Raw genomic sequence first — 24,327 nt, forward strand, 5'->3', positions numbered from 1 at the left:
CAGGACTGCTCAACCCCATGATCGCCGGAGCCGCCATGGCCTTCAGCTCCGTGTTCGTGGTCTCCAACAGCCTCCGCCTCCGCAACTTCCGCAGCACAGCGGGAGCTTCGGGAACCTCGGTCGAACCGACCGCCGACCACCGCGAGCGAGTGGCTGCGTAACGCAACAACCGATCCGGAGAGGGCTGTCGCGCAATGCGATAGCCCTCTCCGCGTTCTCGCCGGTCCACCGAACTCACGTCATCCCCCACACCTCCTCCAGCGTGGTTTCGCGCAGCTCCCCGTCGAGCAAAAGCCACCGCGTGACACCAATCGACTCGAGGAACGGCACATCGTGACTGGCCACGATCAACGCCCCGCCGTAAGACTCCAAAGCCGCGACCAGCTGCCGAGCGCTCGCCATGTCCAGGTTGTTCGTCGGCTCGTCCAACATGAGCAGCTGCGGCGCAGGCTCAGCGAGCACGAGCGCAGCGAGGGTCGCACGGAACCGCTCACCACCGGACAGCATCGACACCTGCTTGTCAGCCCGATCCCCGGTGAACAGGAACCGAGCCAAGCGAGCCCGGATCTGGTTGTTGGTCGAACCAGGCGCGAACCGCGCCACGTTCTCCGCGACGCTCAACCCCTCGTCCAACACATCCAGCCGTTGAGGCAAGAACCGCAGCGGAACGTGCACAACCGCATTCCCTTCCAGCGGTTCCAGCTCCTCGGCGATCGTGCGCAACAACGTCGTCTTACCAGCACCGTTCCGCCCGACGAGCGCGATCCGTTCCGCCCCATGCAGGTCCAACCCTCCCGATACCCGCGCCCCGTAACGCAAGCGCAGGTCACGCAGGGTCAGAACAGTGCGTCCCGGCGGCACCGCGGTGCGAGGAAGGTCAACCCGGATCTCATCGTCATCGTGCACCGCCTCCGCCGCCTCGACCAGCCGTTCCTGAGCCTCAGCGAGCTTCGTCTCGTGCATGATGCGGTGCTTGCCGGCCGACACCTGGGCATCGCGCTTGCGCTGGCTCATCACCACCTTCGGTTCGCGCTTGGTGTCCCACATCTTCTGGCCGTACCGCTTGCGACGGGCCAGCTTGAGGTGCGCGTCGGCGAGCTCGCGCTTCTGCCTGCGCAGATCGGTTTCAGCGACCCGCACCATCCGCTGCGCCGCCTCCTGCTCGATCGCGACAGCTTCCTCGTAGGCGGCGAGATCACCTCCGTACCAGTTGATCTCGCCATCCCGAAGGTCAGCGATCTGATCAACCTCGGCCAGCAGTTCGCGGTCGTGGCTGACCACGACCAGCACCCCGGACCACGCCGCGACCGCCGAGCACAGCCGTCGCCGGGCGAGCAGGTCGAGGTTGTTGGTCGGCTCGTCGAGCAGCAGGACGTCCGGCCGGTCCAGCAGCAGCGCGGCCAGCCGCAACAGCACCGACTCGCCACCGGAAACCTCACCGATGGTCCGGTCGAGCCCGATGTGCCCCAATCCGAGACCGGCGAGAACCGCCGAAGCACGCTCTTCGACATCCCAGGCCTCGCCGATCGCGGCGAAGTGCTCCTCGCGCACGTCACCTGAGCCGATGGCGCGCAGCGCCGCGCGAACCCCGGCGATGCCCAGGACTTCGTCAACGCGCAACGCGGTGTCGAGCGCGACGTTCTGCGGCAGGTAACCGACTTCGCCGGACACCCGGACCACGCCGCCGGTAGCGGTCAGCTCACCGGCGAGCAGCTTGAGCAACGTGGACTTACCCGAGCCGTTGAGCCCGATGAGCCCGGTGCGGCCGGGTCCGAACGCTGTTTGGAGACCGTTGAAGACGCGGCCGCCGTCCGGCCACTCGAATTCGAGCCCGACGCAGCTGATGCCCACGGTAACGGGCGAATGCGGGGATGTTGACATGAGGACCTCCCGAAGTCCGAATCGAACGGTGCAGGACACGTTCGAGACGCCGCGAGCGACAGCGGTGCAGCGGAGGTCGATACCCGAAGACGAGTGGGAAGACGGCTCACAGCGCAGAGGTCGCTACCGGTCGGGCTCAGCACGAGCCACGACGAGACGGCATCTCAGGACCTCAGATGAACAACGTCCTTCTCCAACACGACGGCAACAGAAGCTCAGCCAAGTTACCGCCGTCCCGAACGAAGCGTCAAACGATTAAAACCGAGAGCGGTCACCAGAACTCATGCCGTTTCCCGTCGGTGTCAGCGACGAAGATGACCGCATCAGCGCCGTCCAAGTCCGCCGGGGTGACAGGGATGTGGCCGGGCACGATCGGTTCGCCCGCGCCGATCGACGGGGCAAGCGCGGCGCGGAGAGCGGGTGCCGGGAACAGGGCACGCCGAGTGGTCGCCTCGGCCAACACTCCCTGGAGGGTGTCCGGATCGCTGTTGGGGTTGGCGTCGGTTGCCACGAACCTGTACCGCTCGCCCAGCGCGATTCCCACGAGCGAGCCAGCGCTCCCCCAGCTCACGTTGTCCTCACCGACCGACATTTGGGACTGCGCCGGCTGGAGGTGCACGTTGTGCGCGAACACCAGGCTTGGCCCGCGTTGCTGCTCCTCAGCCGCGATCGCGAGCAGGTTCTCGGCCATCATCTCGGCGCGCAGGCTGAGCAAGGTCGCGATGCGATCGGGCCCGGAGCTGGCCATGGCCGCGTGATAGCGCAGCAGACCCTGAGCGGTGCGCGCGTGCGCTAGGGCGTGGTCGTAGCCGGTCGGGTCGGCGGGGCGCAGCGCCGGTGCCGCGCGGCTCAGCGCGCTGGCGAGGTCGTCGGCGGCGATGCGCAAGGCACGAGCGCGATCCGAGCCGCCGACGGACGCTGCCGGGTCGTACATGGCCGCCTCGTTCGTCCAGTCCGCGTCCTCGCCGAGCAGCGCGTCGAGGTCGCGGACAGACTCGGGCCGCAGCGCCGCGGACAGGTAGTCGTTGACCGAGGTCAGCGCACATCGCGGGCTCGGCGCAGCGGAGAACTCCACCGGCGCGTCGAAGCCGTGGAAGCGAACCCGATCCTGCGGTGCACGGTCGGCGTTGTGTGCCCGGAGCCATTCGACGAGTTCGCGGTTGCCCGGCACAGCACCGAAACCGTGGCTGAACCCGGTCGCCAGCACGTCGTCGATCTTCGCCGTAGCCCCGCTCACCTAGTCGTCGACAACGGAAGCGGCGAAGACATCGGTCTCCAGCACGATCGACCGGTATCCACGTTCGACCAGGAGACCCAGGATTTCGTTGCGCAGCAACGGGAACGCCTCGATCCCATGAGTCGGCTCGCCGAGGCCGAGCAAGGTCGGCGGCTCCGCCCTCGCGGCGAGCAGCTCGTCGAGAACATGACCCAGGCTTGCCGAGTCGTCGAGTTGGCGGCCGATGGCACGCGCAGATGCGGCAGTGGACATGAACAACCCCTTTTCGAAGGAACTGCTCTCCAACGTATCGTTGAAAACTCGGGTGAAACTTCTACAAGATTTACCTGGCTAATCCGGATACAAGCCTCAATCGGAGGTGCAAGCTGCGACCCATCGACCTCGCCCGGGAGCACGGTCTGTCCGCACAGGCGATCCGCAACTACGACGACGCCGGCGTCTTCCCGCCGACCGAACGCAGCGAGACCGGATACCGGCACTACACAGCCCTGCACGCCCAGGCCCTCCGCGCCTTCCTCGCGTTGCGCGCCGGACACGGGCATCAGCAGGCGGTGGAGATCATGCGCGCGACCAACCGCGGCGACACCGAGTCCGCCTACCGGCTGATCGACGCCGCACACGTCGCGCTGCTCACCGAACGCGACACCCGCACCGAAGTCGCGACGGCCCTGGGTGTCCTGTCCACCAGGACACCGGCGCCTCTCACAGGACAACCGCTGACTGTCGGCGAACTCGCACGTCGGCTGGACGTGCATCCGGCGACACTGCGCACCTGGGAAGCCGAGGGAATCCTGCGCCCCGAACGCAACAGAGCCACGGACTACCGCGAATACGGACCGGACTGCGTGCGCGACGCCGAGATCGCACGGCAGCTGCGCCGGGGCGGCTATCTGCTGCACCAGATCGCGCAGTTCATCGATTCGCTAAGCGAGGTTGGAGGAACGGAAGCGTTGAGCGTCTTCCTCGACTCCTGGCAGGACCGGCTGACCACGCGCAGCCGCAACCTCCTCACCGGCGCCGCCCAGCTCGACGCCTACCTCGCCATGCTCGATCAGCAGCAGTCGCGATGACTGGTCACCGCCATTCGGGGCATCCTCGTGCCGACCGTTCGGTTGCCCCTCCTCGAAGGGGATTCGAGCAGTTACCGTGTGCGACATGCATCAGAACTTCCGAGATGCGGAGCTGGCGGCCAGGGTCTCGCACGCGGACCTGGACAACCCCAACATCGCCCGCATGTACGACTACCTGCTCGGCGGTTCGGCGAACTTCGCCATCGACCGGGAAACGGCGGAGAAGGCGCTGGAGTTCGCCCCGACGGAGCGGGACTACTGCTACATCAACCGCGGGTTCCTCGGCCGCACGGTGCGCTTCCTGACCATCGAGGCGGGGATCGACCAGTTCATCGACCTGGGATCAGGTGTTCCGACGGTCGGCAACGTCCACGAGATCGCGCACGCGCACAACCCGGAGGCGCGCGTGGCCTACGTGGACTGGGAGGCCGTCGCCTGCCACCACGCCCGGCACCTGCTCGGCCACGACGAACGGGTGACGGTCACCGAAGCAGACGTCTGCGATGTCGACGCGGTGCTCAACTCCCCCACTGTCACCGGACTGCTGGACTTCTCCCGACCGGTCGCGGTGCTGGCCTTCGGCATCCTCGACATCATCCCGAGCCCCGACGGCGCGGCGCTGGTGGCCCGCTACCGGGACGCCTGCGCGCCGGGCAGCGCGCTGGCGGTCTCCAACAACGCCCAGCTGAGCCGCACCGACCAGGAGATCGCCGAGCTGCGCGAACTGCTCGCCTCTACTTCGACGCCGCAGATGCACATCCGCAACCCCGATGAGGTCGCCGAGCTCTTCCCCGGCTACACGCTGGTCGAACCGGGTGTTGTGCCCGCGGCGTACTGGCGCCCGGACCAGCCGGTCGACGACGCGGCAGCACGCCGCGGGAACGTCCTGGGCGCGGTCGGCTTCCTCGACGGAAAGCCCACCGGCTGAACGTACACAGTGGAGTAAACGACGCGAGCGACGAGGAGCAACTGCCCCTCGTCGCTCGCGCGTTGTCAGTCCTACTTCTCCAGGCCGCGCTCGATGGCGTCGATGATGTCCGGCCGCAACCGCTCCGGCTGGACGATCGCGTCCACCGATCCGACCTCGACCGCGCGCTGGATGCTGTGCACCGAGTCGAACTCCGCGGCCACCTCGCCGAGCTTCTCGGCCCGCACCGACGACCGCAGCTCCGCCAGCTCGTCGGCCAGCGTGACGCGCTCGACGTCGGTAGCTCCCGACACCCGCGCCTCCAGCTCCTGCACCCGCGGATCCTTCGCCGTGCGCGCGTTCACCTCACCGGCGAAGACCACGGCCGCCGCCGGAGCACCGCCGATGACCGAGGCGAACGAGCCGTCCACCGCCAACACGGTCATGTTCGGGTTCAGCGCCTTGGAGAACACCACGAACGCACCGCCGTGGTAGCGCGAGATCACGCAGAACACGATCGGGCCCTCGAAGTTGACCACCGCGCGGCCGATCTCGGCGCCGTACTCCAGCTGCAGCTTGCGCATCGACTCCGGCGAGCCGTCGAAGCCGGACAGGTTCGCCAGCACCACCAGTGGACGGTTCCCGCTGGCCGCGTTGATCGCGCGCGCCACCTTCTTCGACGACCGCGGGAACAGCGTGCCGGAGGTGTAGGTGTCCGGGCCGTCGGTGGGCGGGAAGCCCCGGCGCGGAACCGAGCGCGACTCGATCCCGACCAGGCAGACCGGCAGGCCACCGAGGTGCGCATCCTGCACGACGGCGGTTTCCGCGTCGGCCATGCCCGCCCAGCGCTCCAGCACCGCGTGGTCCTGGTCGGCGACGGCCCGCATCACCGTCCGGATGTCGAACGGCTTCTTGCGATCCGGGTTCGTCGCCGCCGAGAAGATCTCGCCGACCGTGGTGAAGTCGCTGCCGACCACGGCGTGCGGGTAGTTCGAGATGTCGCGGTCGGCAGGGTCGGACGTACGGGCCCGGCGCGGCCCGGTCTCGCCTGGCACGACGTAGGTGTGGTCGTAGTGCCCCATCAGCACCCGCCGGGCACCGGCGAGGTCGGCCGCCCAGTACTGGGCCTGCCCGTTCGGGCCCATCACCCGGTCGTAGCCGCCGATGCCGAAGTTGTCCTCCGCCGACACACCGCCGGAGAAGTCCAGCGACTGCTTGCCGGTGAGCACCATCGCCGAATCCGGCGTCATCACCAGGATTCCCTTGGTGTGCATCAGCATCGTGGCCTCGGCGTTCCAGTACGGCTGGGCGCCCACGTTGATGCCGGCCACCACGATGTTGATCTCACCGCCGTCCTGGGTGAAGTGCACGATCCGCTTCAGCGCCGCGGCCACCCAGTCCATGTTCTCGGTGCCGGAGTCCATCGAGATCCGGGCACCCGCCGACAGGGCGTACCACTCCACCGGAACGCCCTCGCGCTCAGCGAGGTCCAGGGCGGCGATCACCCGCGAGCACTCCGGCTCGGACAGCGCGCCGAGCGCCTTGGTCGGGTCGCCCAGCAGCACGACCCGCTTGACGCCCTCCGGGTAGCGCTCGGTCGGAGTGCTGGCCATGCCGAGCACGATGCCGGACTTGTTCAGGCCCTTCGGGCGGTCGACCGGCGCCAGGGCGCCGGTGTCGTCCAGGTCGTACTCGACGAACGTGCCGCTGGCCCCGGCCACCACGTCGATCAGCTTGTACGGGTAGACGTTCCCGCGCCGCCGGGCGCGCAGCACCTTCTGGCCGTAGTCGTCCAGCGGCTGGATCGGCTCGGTCGGCGGTTCGGCCATCTCGATCTGCAGGCCAGCACCGCCGCCGTAGGACAGCCGCAGCGCGACGCCGCTGAGCTCTCCGGTCTCCTCGTCCCGCTGCCGACCGAGGTAGAGGACTTCCTCCAGCCCGGCCCCCGCGGTCCGCGGCGCCACGCGCGCCACCACCGCGTTGAGGGCTTCCTTGGAGATGTCGATCGACGGCCACACGTAGAGCACGATCCGGTTGGCGTCGAGCCGCTTCTTGGCCGGGCGCTGAGCCTGAACTCGGCGGATCGCGTCCAGGCAGGCGTCCAGCACCGCTTCGGCCGCTGGCAGGGCCGCGACCCGGCCGTCCGAATCGCGCAGCGGCGTCAGGTCGCGGATCTGGGCCATCGCGACGAGGCGCTCGTCGGCCGGGTTCTCCGGCGCGACGCAGCGGAACAGGTACACGTCCTCGTCGGCCGACGGGAGCCGGGTGATGTCGAAGTTCTCCAGCCGGTGCAGCTGCAGCCGCTGGCCGACCAGCGGGTGCAGGCCGCGGATGATGCGCTCCTCGACCAGCCCGTCCTCGCTCGGGCGGAAGGTGAAGTGGTGGTGCATCGCCGAACCGCGACGCCCCGCCACCGAGGTCGTCACGCGCCGCAGGCTGCTCGGCAGCGGCAGCTCGGCCAGAGCACCGCGCAGCGCCTCCGCGACCGCGTCGGCGTCCGCGGGCTGGTCGTCCCAGGTCAGGTAGATGTCCGCGACCAGCTCGGCAGCACCGTTGGCCGCCTCGCCGACGGCTCGGACCGCTTCACCGAGGTCGGCGAACTCAGCGGCCGTGGCAACCAGCTGCAGGCGCTGCCCGTCCAGGTCGTACTCGGCGGTGACCAGCGAGCGGTCACCGATCCGCCGGCACTGGACGTCCTCCAACGCCCGGTCCCGGTAGTAGCGCCGGCTGAGCACCTCCAGCAGCGGCCCGTGGTCCGAGCCGTTGCGACCGATCCGCTGGCCGAGCAGGCGAACCAGCGGTTCCGGGCTGGCGACCATTGCGGCGATCCGCTCCGCGCGGTCGGCGGCGTCCGGGTGCTCGTCGAGGTAGCGCAGGTGTCCGCGCACGTCGGCGTAGACCTCGGCGCGGGTGCGGCGCAGCATCGGCTGCGCGAACCAGCGGAACACCACGTTGCGGGCGAGGTCGCCGACGACCGGGAAGCGCACCTGGGTCGCCACGATCAGGTGCTCCAGGGCGTGGCCCACGGTCTCGCGCACCGATGCCGGCGGCACCGGCTCGGACAGCCACTGCTTCAGCAGCTTGGTCACCACGACCACATCGGAGGCGGCCCGCTGCTGGGCCAGGAAGATGCGGAAGACCGCTTCCTCCAGTGCCGGGGTCCGGTCCAGGTCCTTGACCCCGTAGTGCCCGACAACCCTGGTGAGCCGGTTCTGGAAGGTCTCGGGCAGCCCGGCCCGCTCGACGTCGAGGCTCTGCAGGTAGGTGTGGAAGAACTCGCGCGGGCTGTGCACCTGCATGTCAGCGGTGGAGTCCTGCGCGGCGGGCTTGTTCCGGCTCAGCTCCGACAGGTCGGCGAAGACCCACAGCAGGTCGACCTCGCCGGCCAGCGGCCGGTCCCCGTCCTCGGTCACCTCGGCCCGGGCGGCGAGGTAGTCGGCGAGAACACGCTGCTGGTCGTGCGGGTCGACGTCGAACCCGAGCAGGCGGCTGCGCAGGTCCTGCAGCCCGCGCTGCACGCGGTCCTGCGCCGAGACGCCGGTGGGCTCGGCAGGCAGCTCGACCTCTGCGGCGGAGCTCTCCGCGCTGGCGGACTCGTCGTCGTCCTCGCTGATCGGCTCCAGGCGCAGCAGCGGAGCACCGGTCTCCACCTGACTGCCGATCGAGACCAGGCATTCGCGCAGCTTGGCGCGGAACGGCGCGCGCAGCACCGTCTCCATCTTCATGGCTTCCAGGACGAGCACCGGTGCCCCGGCCTCGACCTCGGCACCGACCTCCAGCGGCGTGGCGACCACGAGCGCCGGCGACTGCGAGCGGAGCACGCCGCCCTCGTCGCGGCTGATCCGGTGCGTCACGCCGTCCACCTCGACCAGGTGAATGGGGCCGTGCGTGCTGGTGACCAGCCGGAACCGCTGCCCGTTGACGATCAGCTGGCCGGTGGCGGCGTCGAACCGCTCGAGCTCGGCGTCGACCATGCGCACGTCGTCGCCGTTGGCGAAGCCGACGCGGTAGCGCTGCGGGCCGACCTGGGCGACCAGCACGCGGTAGCCGACGCCGCGCAGCTTGAGGTCGATCGCGCGGCCGCCCTCGTGCTGGACCTGCGGTCGACCGCCGTGCGCGGTGGACAGCAGCCGCTGCAGCTCCACCTGCGCCTCGTCCTCGTAGGCCTCGATGGCCGCCGCAGCCAGGGCGATCCCGGAACCGCTGTCGCAGACCAGGCGGCCCTCGTCGCGAACCCGGTCGATCCAGCCGGTGTCGGCGCTGCCGTCGATGACCTCGGGCTCGTCGAGCAGGTCGAGCAGGAAGCTCTTGTTGGTGGTGCCGCCCTCGATGATCACGGTCGTCTGGGCGAGCGCGCGCCGCAGGCGGCCGAGCGCCTCGTCGCGGTTGCGGCCGTAGGCGATGATCTTGGCGATCATCGAGTCGAAGTCGGCGGGGATGGTGTCGCCCTCGCTGACACCGGTGTCGACCCGGATGCCGGGACCGGCTGGCAGGTCGAGCAGGGAGATCCGGCCGGGCGCGGGCGCGAAGTCGCGGTCCGGGTCCTCGGCGTTGAGCCGCGCCTCGACCGCGTGCCCGATCTCGGCCGGGACCTCGCCCTCGAGCTTGCCACCCGACGCCACGTGCAACTGGGCCTTGACCAGGTCCATGCCGGTGGTCGCCTCGGTGATCGGGTGCTCCACCTGCAGCCGGGTGTTGACCTCGAGGAAGGCGAACAGCTCCTCGGCGGGCTGGTACAGGAACTCGACGGTCCCGGCACCGCGGTAGTCGGCGGCCAGCGCCAGCCGCTCGGCAGCGGCCTTGAGCTCACGCACCTGCTCAGCGCCGAGCACCGGCGAAGCCGATTCCTCGATGATCTTCTGGTTGCGGCGCTGCACCGAGCAGTCCCGCACACCCAGCGCCCAGGCCGTGCCCTGTCCGTCAGCGATCACCTGGACCTCGACGTGCCGGGCGCCGGTGACCAACCGCTCGAGGAACAGCACACCGCTGCCGAACGCGCGCTCGGCTTCGAGGCTGGTGCGTTCGTAGGCCTCCTCCAACTCCGCGTCGGAGTGGATGACCCGGATACCGCGCCCACCACCACCGGCGGTCGCCTTGAGCATCAGCGGGAAGCCGATCTCCTTGGCCGCCTTCAGCGCGCCGTCGAGGTCCTCGACAGCACCACGACTCCAGGGCGCCACCGGAACCCCGGCCTCCTCGGCGAGCAGCTTCGCCCCGATCTTGTCACCGAGCCGGCGCATGGCCTCGGGGCTCGGGCCGATGAAGGTCACGCCCAGCTTCTCGCAGAGCTCGGCGAACGCGGGGTCCTCGGCCACGAAGCCCCAGCCGACCCACACCGCGTCGACGCCGGTCTCGCGCAGGGCGCGTTCCAGCACGTCGAGGTCCAGGTAGGGACGCGCGGACGCCGGGCCGAGGCAGTAGCCGATATCGGCCTCTCGAACGAAGGTGGAGGTGGCGTCCACGTCGGTGTGGAGCGCGACCGTCTCGATCCGCGCCGAGCCCTCGGCGTTGACCTCCCGGACGGCGTGGATCAGCCGCACAGCGGCCTCTCCCCTGTTCACGATGGCGATACGACTGAACACCGAGCCTCACATCTTCTGCGCACGAGAAAGGCGACGGCCCCTGGTGCGGAAACGTCGCCGAACGTGACCTCAACACTGCCTGATAGCGCCCGGCAGCGTGAGGAGCGACGCGCCAGCATTCAAGACCAAGATTTGTAGGGTCTCACCAAAAACCCCGCTCTCGCCCCCGCGCCAACCCGACCAACGCCCCAGCGCACCACCCGAGGTGCACCGCCCGCAACCACCAGGCCACGCACGGAGATCAACCGGGCAGCCCTCGCCGCCTCATGCTTCCGCCGCCCGTCCCGGAACGTCTTGCTCCCGGTACCACGCGCCCCACTCCTCGAGCCGGTGGATGAGGTCCTCCAGGCTCTTCCCGATCCCGGTCAGGCTGTACTCCACCTTCGGTGGCACCTGCGGGTACACCGTGCGGAGCACGACGCCGTCCGCCTCGAGCTCGCGCAGCTGGCGGGTCAGCATCCGCTGGGTGACCGATGGCAGCGCCCGCCGGAGCTCCCCGAACCGCTGCGGCCCGGCGATGAGGTGCTTGAGGATCGCCATCTTCCACTTGCCCCCGACGACCTCCATCGCCGTCTCGACGGTGCAGTACTCCGGCATCTCCGAAACGCTTTCACGCACGACGACCACCTCCATTGGTATACAAATCGACACTACGGCACATTGAAGACCGTACTTGCACCTGCGCATGCGTCGCACGCAGGATCGTTCTCGTCACGCGAGCAGCGGAGAGCCGCACCCGGCAGCACCGCGATCTCCCTTCACGGAAACGAGGAACGAATGTCGCTTCACCCCGCCCTGACCCCGGTGCGGATCGGTCGGACCGAACTGCCCAACCGAGCGGTCGTCGCCCCGATGTCCAGGGTCAGCACCGCCGGAGATGGGGTGCCGACCGCGCGCATGGCCGACTACTACGCGGAGTTCGCATGCGGCGGATTCGGGTTGATCACCACCGAAGGCACCTACACCGACGAGCAGCACAGCCAGGCGTATCCGGACCAGCCGGGCATCACCTCCGCCGCGCACGTCGCGGGCTGGCGCGAGGTCGTGCGCGCGGTGCACGACGCTGGAGGCCGGATCGTGCTGCAGCTCATGCACGCGGGCGCTCTGTCCCAGCACAACCGGTACCGGACGACGACGATCGCGCCTTCGGCCGTCGCCCCCAAAGGGGCCAAGATGCCTGCGTACGGCGGCGGGTCCGGGCCTTTCCAGACCCCGCGCGAGGCGACCGCGGACGAGATCTCCCAGGCCGTCGCCGGTTTCGCCGCAGCTGCCGCCCGAGCACGCGAAGCCGGGTTCGACGGCGTGGAGGTGCACGGCGCGAACGGCTATCTCATCGATCAGTTCCTCACCGCCTACACCAATCTCCGGGAGGACCGGTACGGCGGATCGGCGGTGAACCGAGCGCGCTTCGCCGCCGAAGTGCTCGGGACGGTCCGCTCCGCCGCGGGGCCGGATTTCCCGGTGGGCATCCGGCTGTCGCAGACCAAGGTCAACGACTTCGACTACCGCTGGCCCGGCGGCGCCCGCGAAGCGGAAGTGATCTTCGGCGCCGTGGCCGCCGCGGGTGCCGACTACGTCCACCTCGCCAGCGAGGGCAGGGACTGGGCCGACGGTGCCGCGCTCGACTCCGGCACGACCATCACCCGGCTGGCCAAGGACGTCACCGGTCTGCCCGTGATCGCCAACGGAGGGATGCACGAGCTCGCAAGAGCGGAATCCGTGCTCGCTGCGGGAGAAGCCGACCTGGTAGCGCTGGGACGCGGCGCGCTGGCCAACCCCGATTGGCCCCGTCTGGTGGCCGGTGGCGAGATCCGGGAGTTCGACCGCGCGATGCTCGAACCGGACGTCACCCTCGCCAGCCAGGCAGCCTGGGGCGGAGTGGTCCTGCACTGACCGTCGAACCGCCCGTCCCCAGCGCGGAGGCGACTCCTGCCACCGGTTGCAGCGTGTTGCGGTAGATCACGCTCAACGCCGTACCGAGGATGACGATCCCCAGGGCGGATCCCGGATCCGGCGCTGCCGCAGCACGAACGCGACCAGCAGCGCCACCGCCACCACGCCGACGACGAGGTGCGACGGGGAGATCGAACCGCGCTCGCCGACCACACCCCGATCGCGGACCCGCGTTCCCGATCGTCCGGGAAGACGACGCGGATGATGGCCACCGTTGCGGCCGCGAGCATGGCCGCGCCGAACCCGAGCACGGCGCGGAAGGAGATCAGCATCGCCGGTGTGGTGGCAAAAGCCGCCCCGAGGGAAGCCAGTCTGAACACGGCGAAACCGCCGAGCAACACCTTCCTGCGCCCGATGCGATCGCTCAGCATTCCGCAGGTAACGAGGAAGGCCGCCACCGTCAGCAGGTAGCTGTCGACCATCCACAACAGTTGCGATGCGCTGGGCATGAAGTGCTGGGACAGCGTTGGAACCGCGACGTGGAGGACTTCTCCCCTGACATCCGCCCGATCGACGTCGCCGAGGTCGCCCGGGCCTACGTCCGCTCGATCGAAGGCGGTCAAACCGGCCAGGTGTACGCGCTCGGCTAATCCCAGCCGCCGACGAATCTCCGCGCGGACTCGAGGCGTACTCAGACAGTCCACACCGGACTATGAGACCCCTGTCGTGAACCGGTCTTCTCGCAGATCGGTTCCGCGGGGTCTTCATTCGCCCGGGATTCGCGCAGCGATCAGGCCGAGCCGTGCTGCTCCTCCAGGTCGCGGAGCTCGCGGACGCTGTCGGCGAGGGTTCGGTCGCCGAGGGAGGCGAGCACTGCTTGTTCCGCTTCGGCGGTGAGGGCGGCGAAGTAGTCGCTGGCGTGCGCGCTGACCAGGCAGGCCTCCTGCTCGCCGTTCGGCGAACAGGCCCACAGGGGTTTGTCGCCGACCGCGCAGCGGTAGATCTCCGCCAGCGTGATGCGGTCCGCCGGCCTGCCCAGCCTCGCTCCCCCGGCGCGGCCTTTCGCACATACGACGAGTCCGGCGTTGACCAGCGGGACCAGGAGTTTGCGGACCAGGCTCGGGTTGGTGTTCAGGCCGCGGGCCAGCTGGGCCGAGCTCTGCGCGGCGGGATCGTCCTGATCGGCGAGCGCGAGGAACAGCATCACCTTCAGCGCGCGGGAGAACCGGATGTCCAGCACGGTCTCCACCTCCGCCCGCAGATCAGCGGCGATCTTACCCAACCCAGAATAGCAACTCTCACTGTTGCAGTTTGGTCTGCGAACTGTACCCTTGATTTGCACAGTTTATCTCGGCATGCCTGACAGGAGACCGAAACGGTGAGCAGCCGCGCAGCTCAACTACTGTCCCGCCCGTTCACGTTGGGTTCAGCAACGCTGCCGAACCGCATCGTCATGGCTCCGATGACCCGCCAGCACTCCCCGGGCGGTGTGCCCGGGGAGGACGTGGCCGCGTACTACGCCCGCCGCGCCGCAGCAGGCACCGGCCTGATCATCACCGAGGGCACCACCGTCGATCACCCGTCCGCCGGGTTCAGCGACGGCGTCCCCCGCTTCCACGGTGAGCAGCAGCTCGCCGGCTGGGCCCGGGTCGTGGAGGCCGTGCACGCGCAGGGCGGCAAGATCATGCCGCAGCTCTGGCACGTCGGCATCCAGCGCCCCGCCGGAGCACCGCCGTTCCCCTCAGCCCCCTCCACGGGACCGTCCGGGATCGCGCTGGACGGCACGCCCAATGCTGGCACCACAATGACCCTCGCTGACATCGACGACGTCATCCGCGCTTTCGCCGACGCCGCGCAGGCGGCCGAGCGCATCGGCTTCGATGGCGTGGAGCTGCACGGCGCGCACGGCTACCTCATCGACCAGTTCTTGTGGGAGCGCACCAACCAGCGCACCGACGCCTACGGCGGCGATCTGGTCTCCCGCACCAAGTTCGCCGCGGACATCGTGGCCGCGGTCCGGGAGAAGGTCGCCCCGGACTTCCCCGTCGTGCTGCGCTTCTCCCAGTGGAAGTCCGCCAACTACGACGTCCGACTGGCCGAGAACCCCGGCGAGCTGGAAACCCTGCTCACCCCGCTGGCGGACGCCGGAGTGGACGCCTTCCACGCCTCCGGCCGCCGCTACTGGCAGCCGGAGTTCCCCGACTCCGGTTCCGAGCTCAACATCGCGGGCTGGACGAAGAAGGTCACCGGCAAGCCGGTCATCACCGTCGGCTCGGTCGGCCTGAACAAGGTCTTCGAACCGGGCTCGCTGACCGGAGCGAGCGCAGCCGTGGACAACGTCGACCAACTCCTCGACCGCCTGGAACAGGACGAGTTCGACCTCGTCGCAGTCGGCCGAGCCCTCCTCGCCGACCCCGAGTGGCCGACCAAGGTCCTCAACAACCGCTTGACCGACCTGACCCCGTACAGCAAAGCAGCAATCGACTCCCTGCACTGACCAGCTGCGGGGTCCACGTCACGCCACCGACTCACCGTCCGAGCCGCCGGCGCGACGTGGGCCCCGCGGCTCAAGTCCTGGACGAGTGATCCCGTGAAGTCGGTGCTCGTGGCCGTAGGCGATCAGTGACCGGTTGATGGTGGCTCCGGTGGTCCGGTCGTGCCGCACCACAACCGGCATGTGCTAGGCGATAATGACCCCGTGATCATGACGCTCATCGCAGCAGTAGCCCGGAACCGCGTGATCGGCCGCGATGGAGATCTGGTGTGGAGGGACAAAGACGACCTCCAACGCGTCAAGGGAATCACCACGGGAAAGACCCTGGTGATGGGACGGCGCACGTTCGACTCGATCGGCCGCCCCCTGCCCGGCCGACGCTCGATCGTCGTCACTCGCCGCACCGACTGGGCACCCGAAGGCATCACAGTCGTGGGTTCGATCGCCGAAGCGATGGCAGCAGCCAACGACGACGAGGTCTTCTGCTTCGGCGGAGGCGAGATCTACGCCCAACTCATCGGCGCTGCCGATCGACTCGAGATCACCGAGATCAACGCCGACCTGGCGGGCGATGTCCACTTCCCGAAGATCGACCCCACCTCGTGGCACGAGACAGACCGCGTCAGGCGGAGCTCCTACAGCTGGGTCACTTACCAGCGACGGCACGACCACCCCGCGAACTGATACCCGCTGCTGACCGCCAACACGGCCTGCTTCTCCACAGCGGACTACCCGTCGGCTGCACCAAGACGGGATCGAGTGGCGAGTCGCGTCAGTCGTCGTTCCACTTTTCGTCTTCGGCGTCGGCTTGGCGGGTTCTTTCGGCTGCTAGTTCGAGGGCTCTTCGGGCTGTTTCTTCGTCCGGGTAGGGGCCGAGGAGGTCGCTGGCTCGCGCTCGGTCGTGGTGTTCGACCTTGTGGGTGCGGAGGTTGAAGTACCAGCCCGGGTCCGGGTTCGGGTCTTCGGTCATGTTTGCTCCTCGCCGGGCTCAGCTCGCCAGTTCGATGGCTGCTTCGGGGCTGTGCAGCTGGAAGGCGAAGCTCTCCTCCAGGTACAGCTCGATCGATGTTGTGTCGTGGCCGAGGTAGCCGATCGACAGATCGCGGCCGAGGACCAGTTCGCTGTCGCCGCCGCGGGTCGACACCAGCAGGCCTCCGTCCAGGGCTGGTGACCACACGATGTCACCGCCGACGACGCGTGAAAGCTCCTCGACCGCGAGTCGCCCGCCGATCACCGCGCCGCTGACCGCGGTGTGGATGTCAGGGCTCAGCAGCAGTGCGCAGGGGCCGCCGACACCTGCCGATCGCAGCGCAGTGCGTGCTTGCGCCACCGCTTCCGGGACGGCTGAGACGTCCGCTGGCAGGGCGATGACCTCGTGGGACGAGCCGCTGCGCAGACCGTCGGTATCTGCGGACGGCAGGCCGTCGAAGATGGCGCTGTCCTCGGCCAAGGCCATCTGCTGCGCGGCGATGACCGCGGGTGACCAGTCGGCGCCCTGAGCGCCGCGCTCCACCGAATCGACCGCCTCGCGTGAGACTCGGAACGGCATCCGCAGTTCGACGACCGGCTGGGCCACGCGGACGCGCATCTGCACGCCCGCCGCCGCGGTGGTGGGCTCGCCGAGGTGGCCGGTGCCCACCGCAGCCAGTTCGGGGCCCTTCGGGTCCGGCATGTCCACGACCCGGCGGGCGCCGGCGTTGAGCACGAACACCTCGCGGACCTGGTCCTCCAGGTCCTGCCAGGCCGCCGCCGAGATCGGGGCCAGCTCGCGGTGCAGGTTGTTCATGGCTGTCGTCCCTTCAGGCTGCCGATCCGCAGCGATGCATCGGCCTCGGTCGTGCGCCCCGGCTCCGGCGGGGGTGGCTGGTCGTCGAGGAAGTCCGCGGTGGGCACGACGAACAGCGATCCGGTCTTCGCCGTCGAGAAGTCCAGGATCCGGTCGTGGGTCGCCTCGCCGGTGCCGGTGAACATCCGCTCCAGCATCAGCTCGATCACCGCCGGATCGTTGGCGTAGCCGATGAAGTAGGTGCCGAACTCGCCGTCGCCGAGGCTGCCGAACGGCATGTTGTCGCGCACGATCTGCCGCTGAGTGCCGTCCGCCTCGGTGATCGTGTTGACCGCGACGTGCGAGTCGGCCGGTTTGACGTCGTCGGCCATCTCGATGTCGTCGAGCTTCGTGCGGCCGATGATCCGCTCCTGCTCCTCGACCGGCAGCGCGTTCCAGGATTCCGTGTCGTGCAAGTACTTCTGCACGATGACGTAACTGGCGCCCTCGAACGGAGCGTCCTGGTCCGCGGTGACCGTCACCGCCTTGTGCGCCGCGTTGCCGTCGGGGTTCTCGGTGCCGTCGACGAAGCCGAGCAGGTCGCGCTGATCCCAGTACTTGAAGCCGTGCACCTCGTCGACCACGGAGACCGCACTGCCCAGGCGGGTCAGGATCTGCGTGGCGAGTTCGAAGCAGAGGAACATCTGCCTGGCTCGGATGTGCAGCAGGACGTCACCTGGGGTGGACACCGCTCGGTGGTGCGGTCCGGCGTACTCGGGCAGCACGTGCAGACCGGCCGGGCGGGGGCCGGAGTACAGGCGGTTCCAGGCGGTCGAGCCGATGCCTGCCACGCAGGCCAGGCCACCTTCGGGGTAGCGGAAGCCCACCGCGCGCTGCAGTCCGGCCAGGTCTCCGAGCAGATCCCGTACCGCTGGCTCGCCGCCGCCGTTGATCGTCAGCACCAGGAAGATCGCCGAGCCGGTCAGCGAGGTCAGCACCGGTTGCGGCTCCGGTGGCTCATCGGGCGGGTTCGCCACGCCGGTCCTCCAGAACGTCGTCGCACCGCACGTGGTCGCGATTCGCCGAAACCAGCGTCGCTGCGGTTCTCCGCGGGAAGCATGCAGGACCCGTTGGCACTCGGCAACATCACCGCTCGGGTGTTCGGCGCGCTGTCAATCGACGTCGAGTCGAGGCTGCCCGGCGTCGTAGATGAGCACACCTCGTTCCGGGACCAGGCGGGCTTCGGGGCTGGGGCGGTGCGGGCGCACCTTTCCGTCGTGCATCAGGTGGCCGACCTCCACGCCGCGCACCAGGGTCAGGAAGTCGGCGATCATCTTGCGATGGCAGCGCCACCAGAGCGATTCGGCGCACATCACCGCGTTCAGCTCCACGGCCGCATCGGCGATCAGATCGTCGATGGCGTCCCGGAATCCAGCGGAACGCATGTGCTCGGCATAGCCGCTGAACGCCTGGTTGCGCAGCGCGGTGTCGGGGCTGTCCGCGCGCGCCCGGCGCCAACCGCCGAGGCGCTTTTCCCAGCGGTAGCCGATGCCAGCAGCGGGCAGCCAGTGCGACATCGCTGCTCGGGTGGCGTCGGGATTGTGGCGGCTGCCGGGTGCGGTGCGCACGTCGACCAGCTGGTGGACTTCGGCGTTTCGCAGCAGGTTGGTCATGGTCGCTGCGTCGGCGGTGCCGTGGCCGAAGGTCAGCAGCCGGATCGCTCGCGGGCCGCGGTCCTCGCTCGTTGATGCGTCCACATCGGACTCCGCGCCGTTCTACTCGCTGTTCTCCGGGAACTCCAGGGAAATGATGCGGGCGCGCACGTCGCCGTCCGGCGTCGCGTAGCTGATCGTGTCACCGGTGCGGTGACCGGCGAGCGCCAGGCCCAGCGGGCTGTCCGTGGTCACGGTGGCGCCTTGCTGTCTGCTGGCGATCTCCTCGGTGATCGCCACCGCCCGCACCGTCTGCTCGGTGCCGTCGTCGAAGCACAGGGTGGCTGTGGTGCCGTCCGGCACCTGACCTGTCGGGGTCTTCCCCGGGCCGCCGACGAGCAGATCCGTCACCGCCCTGATGCGCTCGTCGATCGCGGCCAGCTCATCCCCCGTCTCCAGAGCGTTGGCTTCGTCGGCGCGGTCTCCCACGTCGCTCTCCTGCTGGCGTATCGCAGCGACCAGCGTGCGGCGGCGTTCCCGCAGCGTCGTCAGTTCTTCCTCCAACTTGCCGCGGGCCTGCTCCGACAACTGTCCACGGGAGTCCTCGAAAGTCATGTCCGCACCTCCTCGAACGTGGTCACCTCCTGACATCCTGCGGGCTCTGGCCGGAAAACGCTCTCCGTCTCATCCTCGGGGCGGTGTTGCTGCGATTGGCTTCGGCACAGCTGTCGAAAAAGGGGCCAACTTCAGGAAAAACGCCTCGATTGCCAAGAGCGGAGCAGAAATCTTGAAATATGCGGTGAAATTCCGCCATGCTCTCTCGCAAGACGATGCGTTATGTGGGTTCCGGGCCGTACTGCTAAACCAACAGTCTTGAGATGATGCTCGGGTCTGCAGCTCCGGCACCTGCCGCAATAGAGGTGTTGACGGGATCTCCGTTCGGCGTGGGACTCATCGACGGAGTCACTCGCTTCTTCGATCCGCTCGGGTGGGACCCCGGGATCGGGCTCGATGCCGGGATCCGGCTGCTGGGATGGAGTTGTCAGCGCAGTGCGGGCGGGTCCGATGAGGACGTCGCGGAGCGACTTCGGGCGGCCAGTGCGAGTCTGCCGCTGCTGGTCGGGCCGGTCGAGTTCGGGCTTCTCGCGCACCATCCGGGGTCGGGCACTGACATCGGGAGCCAATTTCAGGAAGAACTGCTGGACGTCACCACCGTGGGGTCCGTCGCGCATGCCCGTTGGGCATGGTGTTCACCTTTCACAAAAAGCCCAATCCGCGCATTTCACAGTTGTGTGCTGACGCACTCGGAGTTGGTCTTCGTGGCGCTTAGAATCGCGGGTGTACACCGTTGTCGAAGGCGCTGCTGTTGCGTTGAACATCGTTGCGGCGCGCGGGGAAGGTGTGGCTTTCGGTGCGCAAGGTTAAGGATTTGACCGGGCCTGGGATCACCGACTCCTTCGGAGTGGGTGGGACCGATCTCGGGGTGACTGCGATCGCTCCGGACGGGCGGCTGGTTTCGGTGTTCGGCGACACCTTCGAGCAGGCCGGCGTGGGCGGTCCCGGTTGGCGGTCGCCCGTCGTGCTGTTCGGGGATCCGGCGACGGCCAGGAGCGGGATCCAGTGGACCGGCTCCACCGGTCCGCGGTCCTACGCCGATCAAGCGCTCGACTACGAGCACGACTCGGTCGTGCGCGGGCGGCGGGTGACCACCACGCTGCCCACCGACGTGATCACCATCGGTCGTGAGATGTACCTGCACGTCATGGTCTGCGAAGGACTCGGCAACGTGCACTGGACCGAGGTGCACCGGTCCACCGACAACGGCGAGACCTGGCACCGCACCGGCGCGACCTGGCCTGGTGACCAGCACGGCGGCTTGTTCCAGATGCTGACCTGGGAGCAGGGCGACGACGGTTACGTCTACGCCTTCTCGACCGGTTTCCAGCGGGACAAGGGCCTCATCCTGCAGCGCGTGCCCGCCGACCAGATCGGTGATCCGCGCGCATGGGAGGGCTGGGGCTTCCGCGACGGCGCCTGGGCGTGGGGGAACCCGCCTACGGTCGCCCTCACCGGCGCGTTCGGTGAGCTCTGCTTACGGCGGATCGAGAACAGGTGGCTGCTGTGCTGCTTCGACGCCGGCAACTACCGGATCGACGTCCTGGACCTCGACGACCCCACGTCGAACCTGTACGAAGCCGCCCGCGGCACCATGCTGCACGGCACGTCGTGGCAGCACGAGGACCACGGCGACGGTCGGGTCGCCCAGCTCTACGGCGGCTACATCGTTCCCGGCTCGACGCTGGACGACCTGCACCTGGTGGTCAGCCAGTGGAACACCGAGCGCAACTGGCCGTACCGGGCCATGCAGTTCGCCGGGAGCGTCCCCGGAGCCGGCCAGTCCGCACCGGACCTCGCTGAGCCGGGCAAATCCCATCGCGGCGCGGGCATCTTCCGCATGGCGCGCGAGGTCGCCCGGCGCATCACCGGGTAGGAGTGCGCCCCAGCTCGTCATCTCGGCCGAGAAGTGCATTGGTGCCCGAACCTGGGTAATCCGTGCCGGAGCGTGATGGACGACGACTTTGGGGGCGCGCCGATGACCTGCACGCAGCGAGCCGGGGCCGGTCTCACCGCGGACTGGCCGAGCCTCCCGGTCGACGAGTGGACCGCCACGCGGGACACGCTGCACATGTGGACCCAGATCGTGGGCAAGATCCGGCTGGTGCAAGCGCCGATGGCCCCGCACTGGTGGCAGGTGCCGCTGTACGTGACTCCGCGGGGCCTTTCCACCTCGGCGATCCCGCACGGCGGACGGCTGTTCGACTTGGAGTTCGACTTCGTCGACCACCAGCTGCAGATCCGTTCCAGCAACGGCGGCGCGCGCCAGGTGGCCTTGGAGCCAAAGTCAGTGGCCACGTTCAACCACGAGGTCATGGCCGCGCTCGCCGAACTCGACCTGGAGGTTCCCATCTTCGGGCGCCCGGTCGAGGTCGTGCGCGCCATCCCGTTCGCCGATGACACCGAGCACGCCTCATACAGCCCCGACCACGCACAGCGGTTCTGGGGCCAGCTGGTGGCCGCGCACCAGGTGATGAGCCGGTTCCGGTCCCGGTTCATCGGCAAGGTCAGCCCCGTGCACTTCTTCTGGGGCGCGATGGACCTGGCCTGCACCAGGTTCTCCGGACGTACTGCCCCACCACATCCCGGTGGCGCCCCGAACTGCGGCGACTGGGTCATGGTCGAGGCCTACTCGCACGAGCTGTCCAGCTGCGGCTTCTGGCCCGGCGGCAGCGAAGAGGGCAGCTTCTACTCCTATGCCTACCCGGAACCGCCCGGTTATGCCGAGCATCCCGTGTCGCCGGAAGCCGCGGCCTACGACGCGAACTTCGGCGAGTTCCTGCTTCCGTACGCCACCGTGCGCACCTCCGACGATCCGGACAAGACCTTGCTGGAGTTCCTGCAGACGACTTACCAGGCCGCCGCCGAAGCCGGCAGGTGGAACCGCGGCGATCTGGAGAGCCACGCCCCGCACAACTCCCCCAACGCGTCCGGTCGAAGGCCACCCAGCTGAAGGCGATCCCCGCAGGAGGCAGCAACTATGAGCACCGACGACCTACCGGCACCCGAATCCGGGCTGGTGTTGACCCACTTCCTGACCGTGTCCGATGTGGCCCGTTCCCGGGCCTTCTACGCCGATGTCTTCGGTGGGCAGGTCGTGCTGGCGGAGAACCCGTGCATCGTGAAGATCTCCAACGGCTGGATCATCATGAACCCCGGCGGCGGTCCGACCCCGGACAAGCCCGAAACCGTCTTGCGCCCACCGGATTCGACCGACGTGGTGTCGTCCTTCCTCAACGTTCGGGTCGCCGACATCGCCGCCTTCTACGCCCATGCACGCAGCAAGGGCGCTGAGTTCCTCACCGAGCCGATCGACCGCAAGGCCGAGATCCGCTGCTACCTGCGCGACCCGGACGGCTACCTGATCGAGATCGGCCAGGCCACCGGCATGGTGAAAGGCGTCTACGCCGACCCACCAGCTGGTAGCTGATCAGCTCATTTGGACCTCCCGATCAGGGACTGGGCCAGGGCTTCGTAGCAAGCGAGGGTCTCGGCCGGCATCGCCAGCGAGGCCAGGCAGTCGTCGACCCCGGCTAGGTGTCTGGCGGCTTCCCGTTCGGCGAACTCGCGGCCTCCAGCCTCCTCGACGAGCTCCGCCGCCAGCCGGAGCTCGAAGTCGGTGTGCACGCCGCGTTCGACGAGCGCCCCCAACCGCTCGCTCGCGGAACCACCGGCGGTCAGTGCGGCAATGATCGGCAGGGTCCGCTTGCCTTCGCGCAGATCGCCGAACACCGGTTTGCCGGTCTTCGCCGGGTCGCCCCAGATGCCGAGCACGTCGTCGGTGCACTGGAACGCCAGGCCCAGATGGCGTCCGAGGCGGTCGAAGCAGTCCGCGACCGCGGTGTCCGCACCGCCCAGCAAGGCTCCGGCGGAGGCCGAGAACGCCAGCAGCGCACCGGTTTTGGCCTCCGCCATCGACTGGTACTCGGCGATGCGCACCGCCTGCTCGCCCGTCCACGGCCGCTCGGTGAACCGGATGTCCTCGACCTGCCCCACGACGACTTCCCGCATCGCGGTGGACAGGCGCATCGCCGCCGCAGCCGCGCTGGGGCGACCGCTGTTCAGCAAGGCGCCGAACGCCTCGGAGTGCAGTGCATCGCCGATCAGGATCGCCGCCGGGACCCCGAACTCCTTCCACACCGCCGACTGACCGCGCCGCAGCTCGTCGTTGTCGATGATGTCGTCGTGGATCAGGCTGAAGTTGTGCACGAGCTCAGCGGCCGCCGCCGCGGGGATCGCGTCCGACGCCTCGGCACCGACCGCCTCCGCCGCGAGCACGGCCAAGGTTGGTCGGATGGCCTTGCCCGAAGCACTGGAACTTCCGGACCACCAGCCGAAGTGGTATCTGCCGACACGGCCCAGCGATGGGCCTAGCCGGTCGACGATGTCTCGCAGCACCGGTTCGGTGAGCTCGCGGGCACGCCGGATCGCGTTGAGCCCCAGCTCGTGATCAGTGCTCGCAGTGGCTGGAAACGTCATCGTGATCCGCCTCAATCCTGGTCTCGTCCCCCGATCTGATCGAAGCTATCCGCCCCGGGAGCTGGTCGTATCGGCCGAAATGGCAACGAAGATCAACCGATCGGCCGAGACTTGGCCAGCTTCTCTCATACTTTCGGCCAGGTATCAACTAGACCGAGGACCAGGACCGTCCACCAACGACAACCACCTCCCGGAGGGTGTCCAGGCCCTGGCGGACGCGATGGTCTCGGCACCGGCGATCGTGCAGAACGGTTACCTCGACATCCTCGGGACCAACGCACTGGGTCGAGCACTCTACGCCGCCGTCTTCGAACGTCAGCCCGCTCCCCTGAACCTGGCCCGCTTCATCTTCCTGGACGACCACGCCGACCAGGTGTTCCCGGCCTGGGAGCAAGCAGCCGACGATGCCGTCGCGCTGCTGCGCGTCGAGGCAGCCCGCTCGCCCTACTCGAAGGCGGTCACCGGGCTCATCGGCGAGCTGGCCAAGCGCAGCGACGAGTTCCGCACCCGCTGGTCCAGGCACGACGTGCGAGCGCACAACCGGGGCGAGAAGCTGTTCCACCACCCCGCCGTGGGCGAGCTGAAGCTTCGCTTCAAAGGCCTCAAGATCGCCGGCACCGAGGGGCTCACCGTCGTCGGTTGCACCGCGGAGCCCGGCTCCCGGTCGCCGGAAGCGCTCGCCCAGCTCGACGGCGACGGAACAGCAGAAGTCCCCGGCACGGGAAACGTCTTCGCAGGAGTGAGCTTCCAGA

General features: G+C 68.6%; 22 protein-coding genes and 2 pseudogenes. 10 read left to right on the forward strand and 14 right to left on the reverse strand.

The window, feature by feature from the left end; genetic code table 11:
• Window positions 1-234: 234 nt before the first annotated feature.
• From ACWCO2_RS07445 to ACWCO2_RS07455, 3 genes are all read right to left on the reverse strand, one after another.
• Window positions 235-1,881 (reverse strand): ABC-F family ATP-binding cassette domain-containing protein, encoded by a 1,647-nt coding sequence (locus tag ACWCO2_RS07445; protein ID WP_450126866.1) that lies wholly within the window; start codon window positions 1,879-1,881, stop codon window positions 235-237.
• A gap of 271 nt (window positions 1,882-2,152) precedes the next feature.
• Window positions 2,153-3,118 carry an erythromycin esterase family protein gene (locus ACWCO2_RS07450; protein ID WP_450126867.1) on the reverse strand — a complete coding sequence of 322 codons (966 nt, stop codon included), beginning with the start codon at window positions 3,116-3,118 and terminating at the stop codon, window positions 2,153-2,155.
• Window positions 3,119-3,370 (reverse strand): hypothetical protein, encoded by a 252-nt coding sequence (locus ACWCO2_RS07455; protein WP_450126868.1) that lies wholly within the window; start codon window positions 3,368-3,370, stop codon window positions 3,119-3,121.
• A 113-nt stretch (window positions 3,371-3,483) separates the two neighbouring features.
• Between ACWCO2_RS07455 and ACWCO2_RS07460 the strand changes: the two genes are divergently transcribed.
• Both ACWCO2_RS07460 and ACWCO2_RS07465 read left to right on the forward strand, forming a co-directional pair.
• Window positions 3,484-4,188 carry a MerR family transcriptional regulator gene (locus ACWCO2_RS07460; RefSeq protein ID WP_450127007.1) on the forward strand — a complete coding sequence of 235 codons (705 nt, stop codon included), beginning with the start codon at window positions 3,484-3,486 and terminating at the stop codon, window positions 4,186-4,188.
• 85 nt (window positions 4,189-4,273) lie between these two features.
• Window positions 4,274-5,116, forward strand: a complete 843-nt coding sequence (locus ACWCO2_RS07465) for an SAM-dependent methyltransferase (protein WP_450126869.1) — start codon at window positions 4,274-4,276, stop codon at window positions 5,114-5,116.
• A 71-nt stretch (window positions 5,117-5,187) separates the two neighbouring features.
• Here the strand turns inward: ACWCO2_RS07465 and ACWCO2_RS07470 are convergent, their stop codons facing one another.
• A complete protein-coding gene (locus ACWCO2_RS07470) occupies window positions 5,188-10,677 on the reverse strand; it encodes an ATP-binding protein (RefSeq protein WP_450126870.1) in 5,490 nt (1,829 codons plus the stop codon).
• A gap of 264 nt (window positions 10,678-10,941) precedes the next feature.
• On the reverse strand, window positions 10,942-11,310 hold the full coding sequence (locus ACWCO2_RS07475) for a winged helix-turn-helix transcriptional regulator (protein ID WP_450126871.1): 369 nt from the start codon (window positions 11,308-11,310) through the stop codon (window positions 10,942-10,944).
• A 144-nt stretch (window positions 11,311-11,454) separates the two neighbouring features.
• On the opposite strand from ACWCO2_RS07475, the gene ACWCO2_RS07480 reads away from it, so the two are divergent.
• The gene (locus tag ACWCO2_RS07480; RefSeq protein WP_450126872.1) at window positions 11,455-12,570 is read left to right on the forward strand and encodes an oxidoreductase; all 1,116 of its coding nucleotides are present in this window, start codon (window positions 11,455-11,457) and stop codon (window positions 12,568-12,570) included.
• A gap of 72 nt (window positions 12,571-12,642) precedes the next feature.
• Here the strand turns inward: ACWCO2_RS07480 and ACWCO2_RS07485 are convergent, their stop codons facing one another.
• Both ACWCO2_RS07485 and ACWCO2_RS07490 read right to left on the reverse strand, forming a co-directional pair.
• Window positions 12,643-12,783 (reverse strand): hypothetical protein, encoded by a 141-nt coding sequence (locus tag ACWCO2_RS07485; protein ID WP_450126873.1) that lies wholly within the window; start codon window positions 12,781-12,783, stop codon window positions 12,643-12,645.
• Between the two features lie 47 nt (window positions 12,784-12,830).
• Window positions 12,831-13,079: pseudogene (locus ACWCO2_RS07490) on the reverse strand (MFS transporter); the annotation flags it as partial.
• 3 nt (window positions 13,080-13,082) lie between these two features.
• Between ACWCO2_RS07490 and ACWCO2_RS07495 the strand changes: the two are divergent.
• Window positions 13,083-13,220 (forward strand): hypothetical protein, encoded by a 138-nt coding sequence (locus ACWCO2_RS07495; RefSeq protein ID WP_450126874.1) that lies wholly within the window; start codon window positions 13,083-13,085, stop codon window positions 13,218-13,220.
• A gap of 140 nt (window positions 13,221-13,360) precedes the next feature.
• On the opposite strand, the gene ACWCO2_RS07500 is transcribed toward ACWCO2_RS07495, so the two are convergent.
• The gene (locus ACWCO2_RS07500) at window positions 13,361-13,852 is read right to left on the reverse strand and encodes an RrF2 family transcriptional regulator (protein WP_450126875.1); all 492 of its coding nucleotides are present in this window, start codon (window positions 13,850-13,852) and stop codon (window positions 13,361-13,363) included.
• A 96-nt stretch (window positions 13,853-13,948) separates the two neighbouring features.
• Between ACWCO2_RS07500 and ACWCO2_RS07505 the strand changes: the two genes are divergently transcribed.
• Both ACWCO2_RS07505 and ACWCO2_RS07510 read left to right on the forward strand, forming a co-directional pair.
• Window positions 13,949-15,067 (forward strand): NADH:flavin oxidoreductase, encoded by a 1,119-nt coding sequence (locus tag ACWCO2_RS07505; RefSeq protein WP_450126876.1) that lies wholly within the window; start codon window positions 13,949-13,951, stop codon window positions 15,065-15,067.
• Between the two features lie 207 nt (window positions 15,068-15,274).
• Window positions 15,275-15,748 carry a dihydrofolate reductase gene (locus ACWCO2_RS07510; protein ID WP_450127008.1) on the forward strand — a complete coding sequence of 158 codons (474 nt, stop codon included), beginning with the start codon at window positions 15,275-15,277 and terminating at the stop codon, window positions 15,746-15,748.
• 88 nt (window positions 15,749-15,836) lie between these two features.
• Here ACWCO2_RS07510 and ACWCO2_RS07515 read toward each other — a convergent pair whose 3' ends face one another.
• From ACWCO2_RS07515 to ACWCO2_RS07535, 5 genes are all read right to left on the reverse strand, one after another.
• On the reverse strand, window positions 15,837-16,034 hold the full coding sequence (locus ACWCO2_RS07515; protein ID WP_450126877.1) for a hypothetical protein: 198 nt from the start codon (window positions 16,032-16,034) through the stop codon (window positions 15,837-15,839).
• Between the two features lie 18 nt (window positions 16,035-16,052).
• The gene (locus tag ACWCO2_RS07520; RefSeq protein WP_450126878.1) at window positions 16,053-16,850 is read right to left on the reverse strand and encodes a family 1 encapsulin nanocompartment shell protein; all 798 of its coding nucleotides are present in this window, start codon (window positions 16,848-16,850) and stop codon (window positions 16,053-16,055) included.
• Window positions 16,847-17,866: a Dyp-type peroxidase gene (locus tag ACWCO2_RS07525; protein ID WP_450126879.1), complete on the reverse strand. Its 1,020-nt coding sequence runs from the start codon at window positions 17,864-17,866 to the stop codon at window positions 16,847-16,849. The genes ACWCO2_RS07520 and ACWCO2_RS07525 overlap by 4 nt, the downstream gene beginning before the upstream one ends.
• A 135-nt stretch (window positions 17,867-18,001) precedes the next feature.
• Complete coding sequence (locus tag ACWCO2_RS07530) at window positions 18,002-18,586, reverse strand: DUF488 domain-containing protein (protein ID WP_450126880.1); 585 nt, start codon at window positions 18,584-18,586, stop codon at window positions 18,002-18,004.
• A gap of 18 nt (window positions 18,587-18,604) precedes the next feature.
• Window positions 18,605-19,096: a GreA/GreB family elongation factor gene (locus ACWCO2_RS07535; protein ID WP_450126881.1), complete on the reverse strand. Its 492-nt coding sequence runs from the start codon at window positions 19,094-19,096 to the stop codon at window positions 18,605-18,607.
• Window positions 19,097-19,892: 796 nt separating this feature from the next.
• On the opposite strand from ACWCO2_RS07535, the gene ACWCO2_RS07540 reads away from it, so the two are divergent.
• The 3 genes from ACWCO2_RS07540 to ACWCO2_RS07550 all read left to right on the forward strand — a co-directional run bounded on the left by ACWCO2_RS07540 (window position 19,893) and on the right by ACWCO2_RS07550 (window position 22,526).
• Window positions 19,893-20,972: a DUF4185 domain-containing protein gene (locus ACWCO2_RS07540; RefSeq protein ID WP_450126882.1), complete on the forward strand. Its 1,080-nt coding sequence runs from the start codon at window positions 19,893-19,895 to the stop codon at window positions 20,970-20,972.
• A gap of 75 nt (window positions 20,973-21,047) precedes the next feature.
• A complete protein-coding gene (locus tag ACWCO2_RS07545) occupies window positions 21,048-22,049 on the forward strand; it encodes a DUF5996 family protein (protein WP_450126883.1) in 1,002 nt (333 codons plus the stop codon).
• A 27-nt stretch (window positions 22,050-22,076) separates the two neighbouring features.
• Window positions 22,077-22,526: a VOC family protein gene (locus ACWCO2_RS07550; protein WP_450126884.1), complete on the forward strand. Its 450-nt coding sequence runs from the start codon at window positions 22,077-22,079 to the stop codon at window positions 22,524-22,526.
• A 5-nt stretch (window positions 22,527-22,531) separates the two neighbouring features.
• Here ACWCO2_RS07550 and ACWCO2_RS07555 read toward each other — a convergent pair whose 3' ends face one another.
• Window positions 22,532-23,575, reverse strand: coding sequence for a polyprenyl synthetase family protein (locus tag ACWCO2_RS07555; RefSeq protein WP_450126885.1), 1,044 nt, complete (start codon window positions 23,573-23,575; stop codon window positions 22,532-22,534).
• A gap of 220 nt (window positions 23,576-23,795) precedes the next feature.
• On the opposite strand from ACWCO2_RS07555, the pseudogene ACWCO2_RS07560 reads away from it, so the two are divergent.
• Window positions 23,796-24,203: pseudogene (locus ACWCO2_RS07560) on the forward strand (MmyB family transcriptional regulator); the annotation flags it as partial.
• Window positions 24,204-24,327 lie beyond the last annotated feature (124 nt).

The organism is Saccharopolyspora sp. NPDC002376, assembly GCF_053593195.1.

Coding starts and splice junctions, on each gene's coding strand:
- ACWCO2_RS07445 (WP_450126866.1), bottom strand. CDS start 1,881: ATGTCAACATCCCCGCATTCGCCCGTTACCGTGGGCATCAGCTGCGTC.
- ACWCO2_RS07455 (WP_450126868.1), bottom strand. CDS start 3,370: ATGTCCACTGCCGCATCTGCGCGTGCCATCGGCCGCCAACTCGACGAC.
- ACWCO2_RS07465 (WP_450126869.1), top strand. CDS start 4,274: ATGCATCAGAACTTCCGAGATGCGGAGCTGGCGGCCAGGGTCTCGCAC.
- ACWCO2_RS07475 (WP_450126871.1), bottom strand. CDS start 11,310: ATGGAGGTGGTCGTCGTGCGTGAAAGCGTTTCGGAGATGCCGGAGTAC.
- ACWCO2_RS07480 (WP_450126872.1), top strand. CDS start 11,455: ATGTCGCTTCACCCCGCCCTGACCCCGGTGCGGATCGGTCGGACCGAA.
- ACWCO2_RS07510 (WP_450127008.1), top strand. CDS start 15,275: ATGACGCTCATCGCAGCAGTAGCCCGGAACCGCGTGATCGGCCGCGAT.
- ACWCO2_RS07515 (WP_450126877.1), bottom strand. CDS start 16,034: ATGACCGAAGACCCGAACCCGGACCCGGGCTGGTACTTCAACCTCCGC.
- ACWCO2_RS07520 (WP_450126878.1), bottom strand. CDS start 16,850: ATGAACAACCTGCACCGCGAGCTGGCCCCGATCTCGGCGGCGGCCTGG.
- ACWCO2_RS07535 (WP_450126881.1), bottom strand. CDS start 19,096: ATGACTTTCGAGGACTCCCGTGGACAGTTGTCGGAGCAGGCCCGCGGC.
- ACWCO2_RS07545 (WP_450126883.1), top strand. CDS start 21,048: ATGGACGACGACTTTGGGGGCGCGCCGATGACCTGCACGCAGCGAGCC.
- ACWCO2_RS07550 (WP_450126884.1), top strand. CDS start 22,077: ATGAGCACCGACGACCTACCGGCACCCGAATCCGGGCTGGTGTTGACC.
- ACWCO2_RS07555 (WP_450126885.1), bottom strand. CDS start 23,575: ATGACGTTTCCAGCCACTGCGAGCACTGATCACGAGCTGGGGCTCAAC.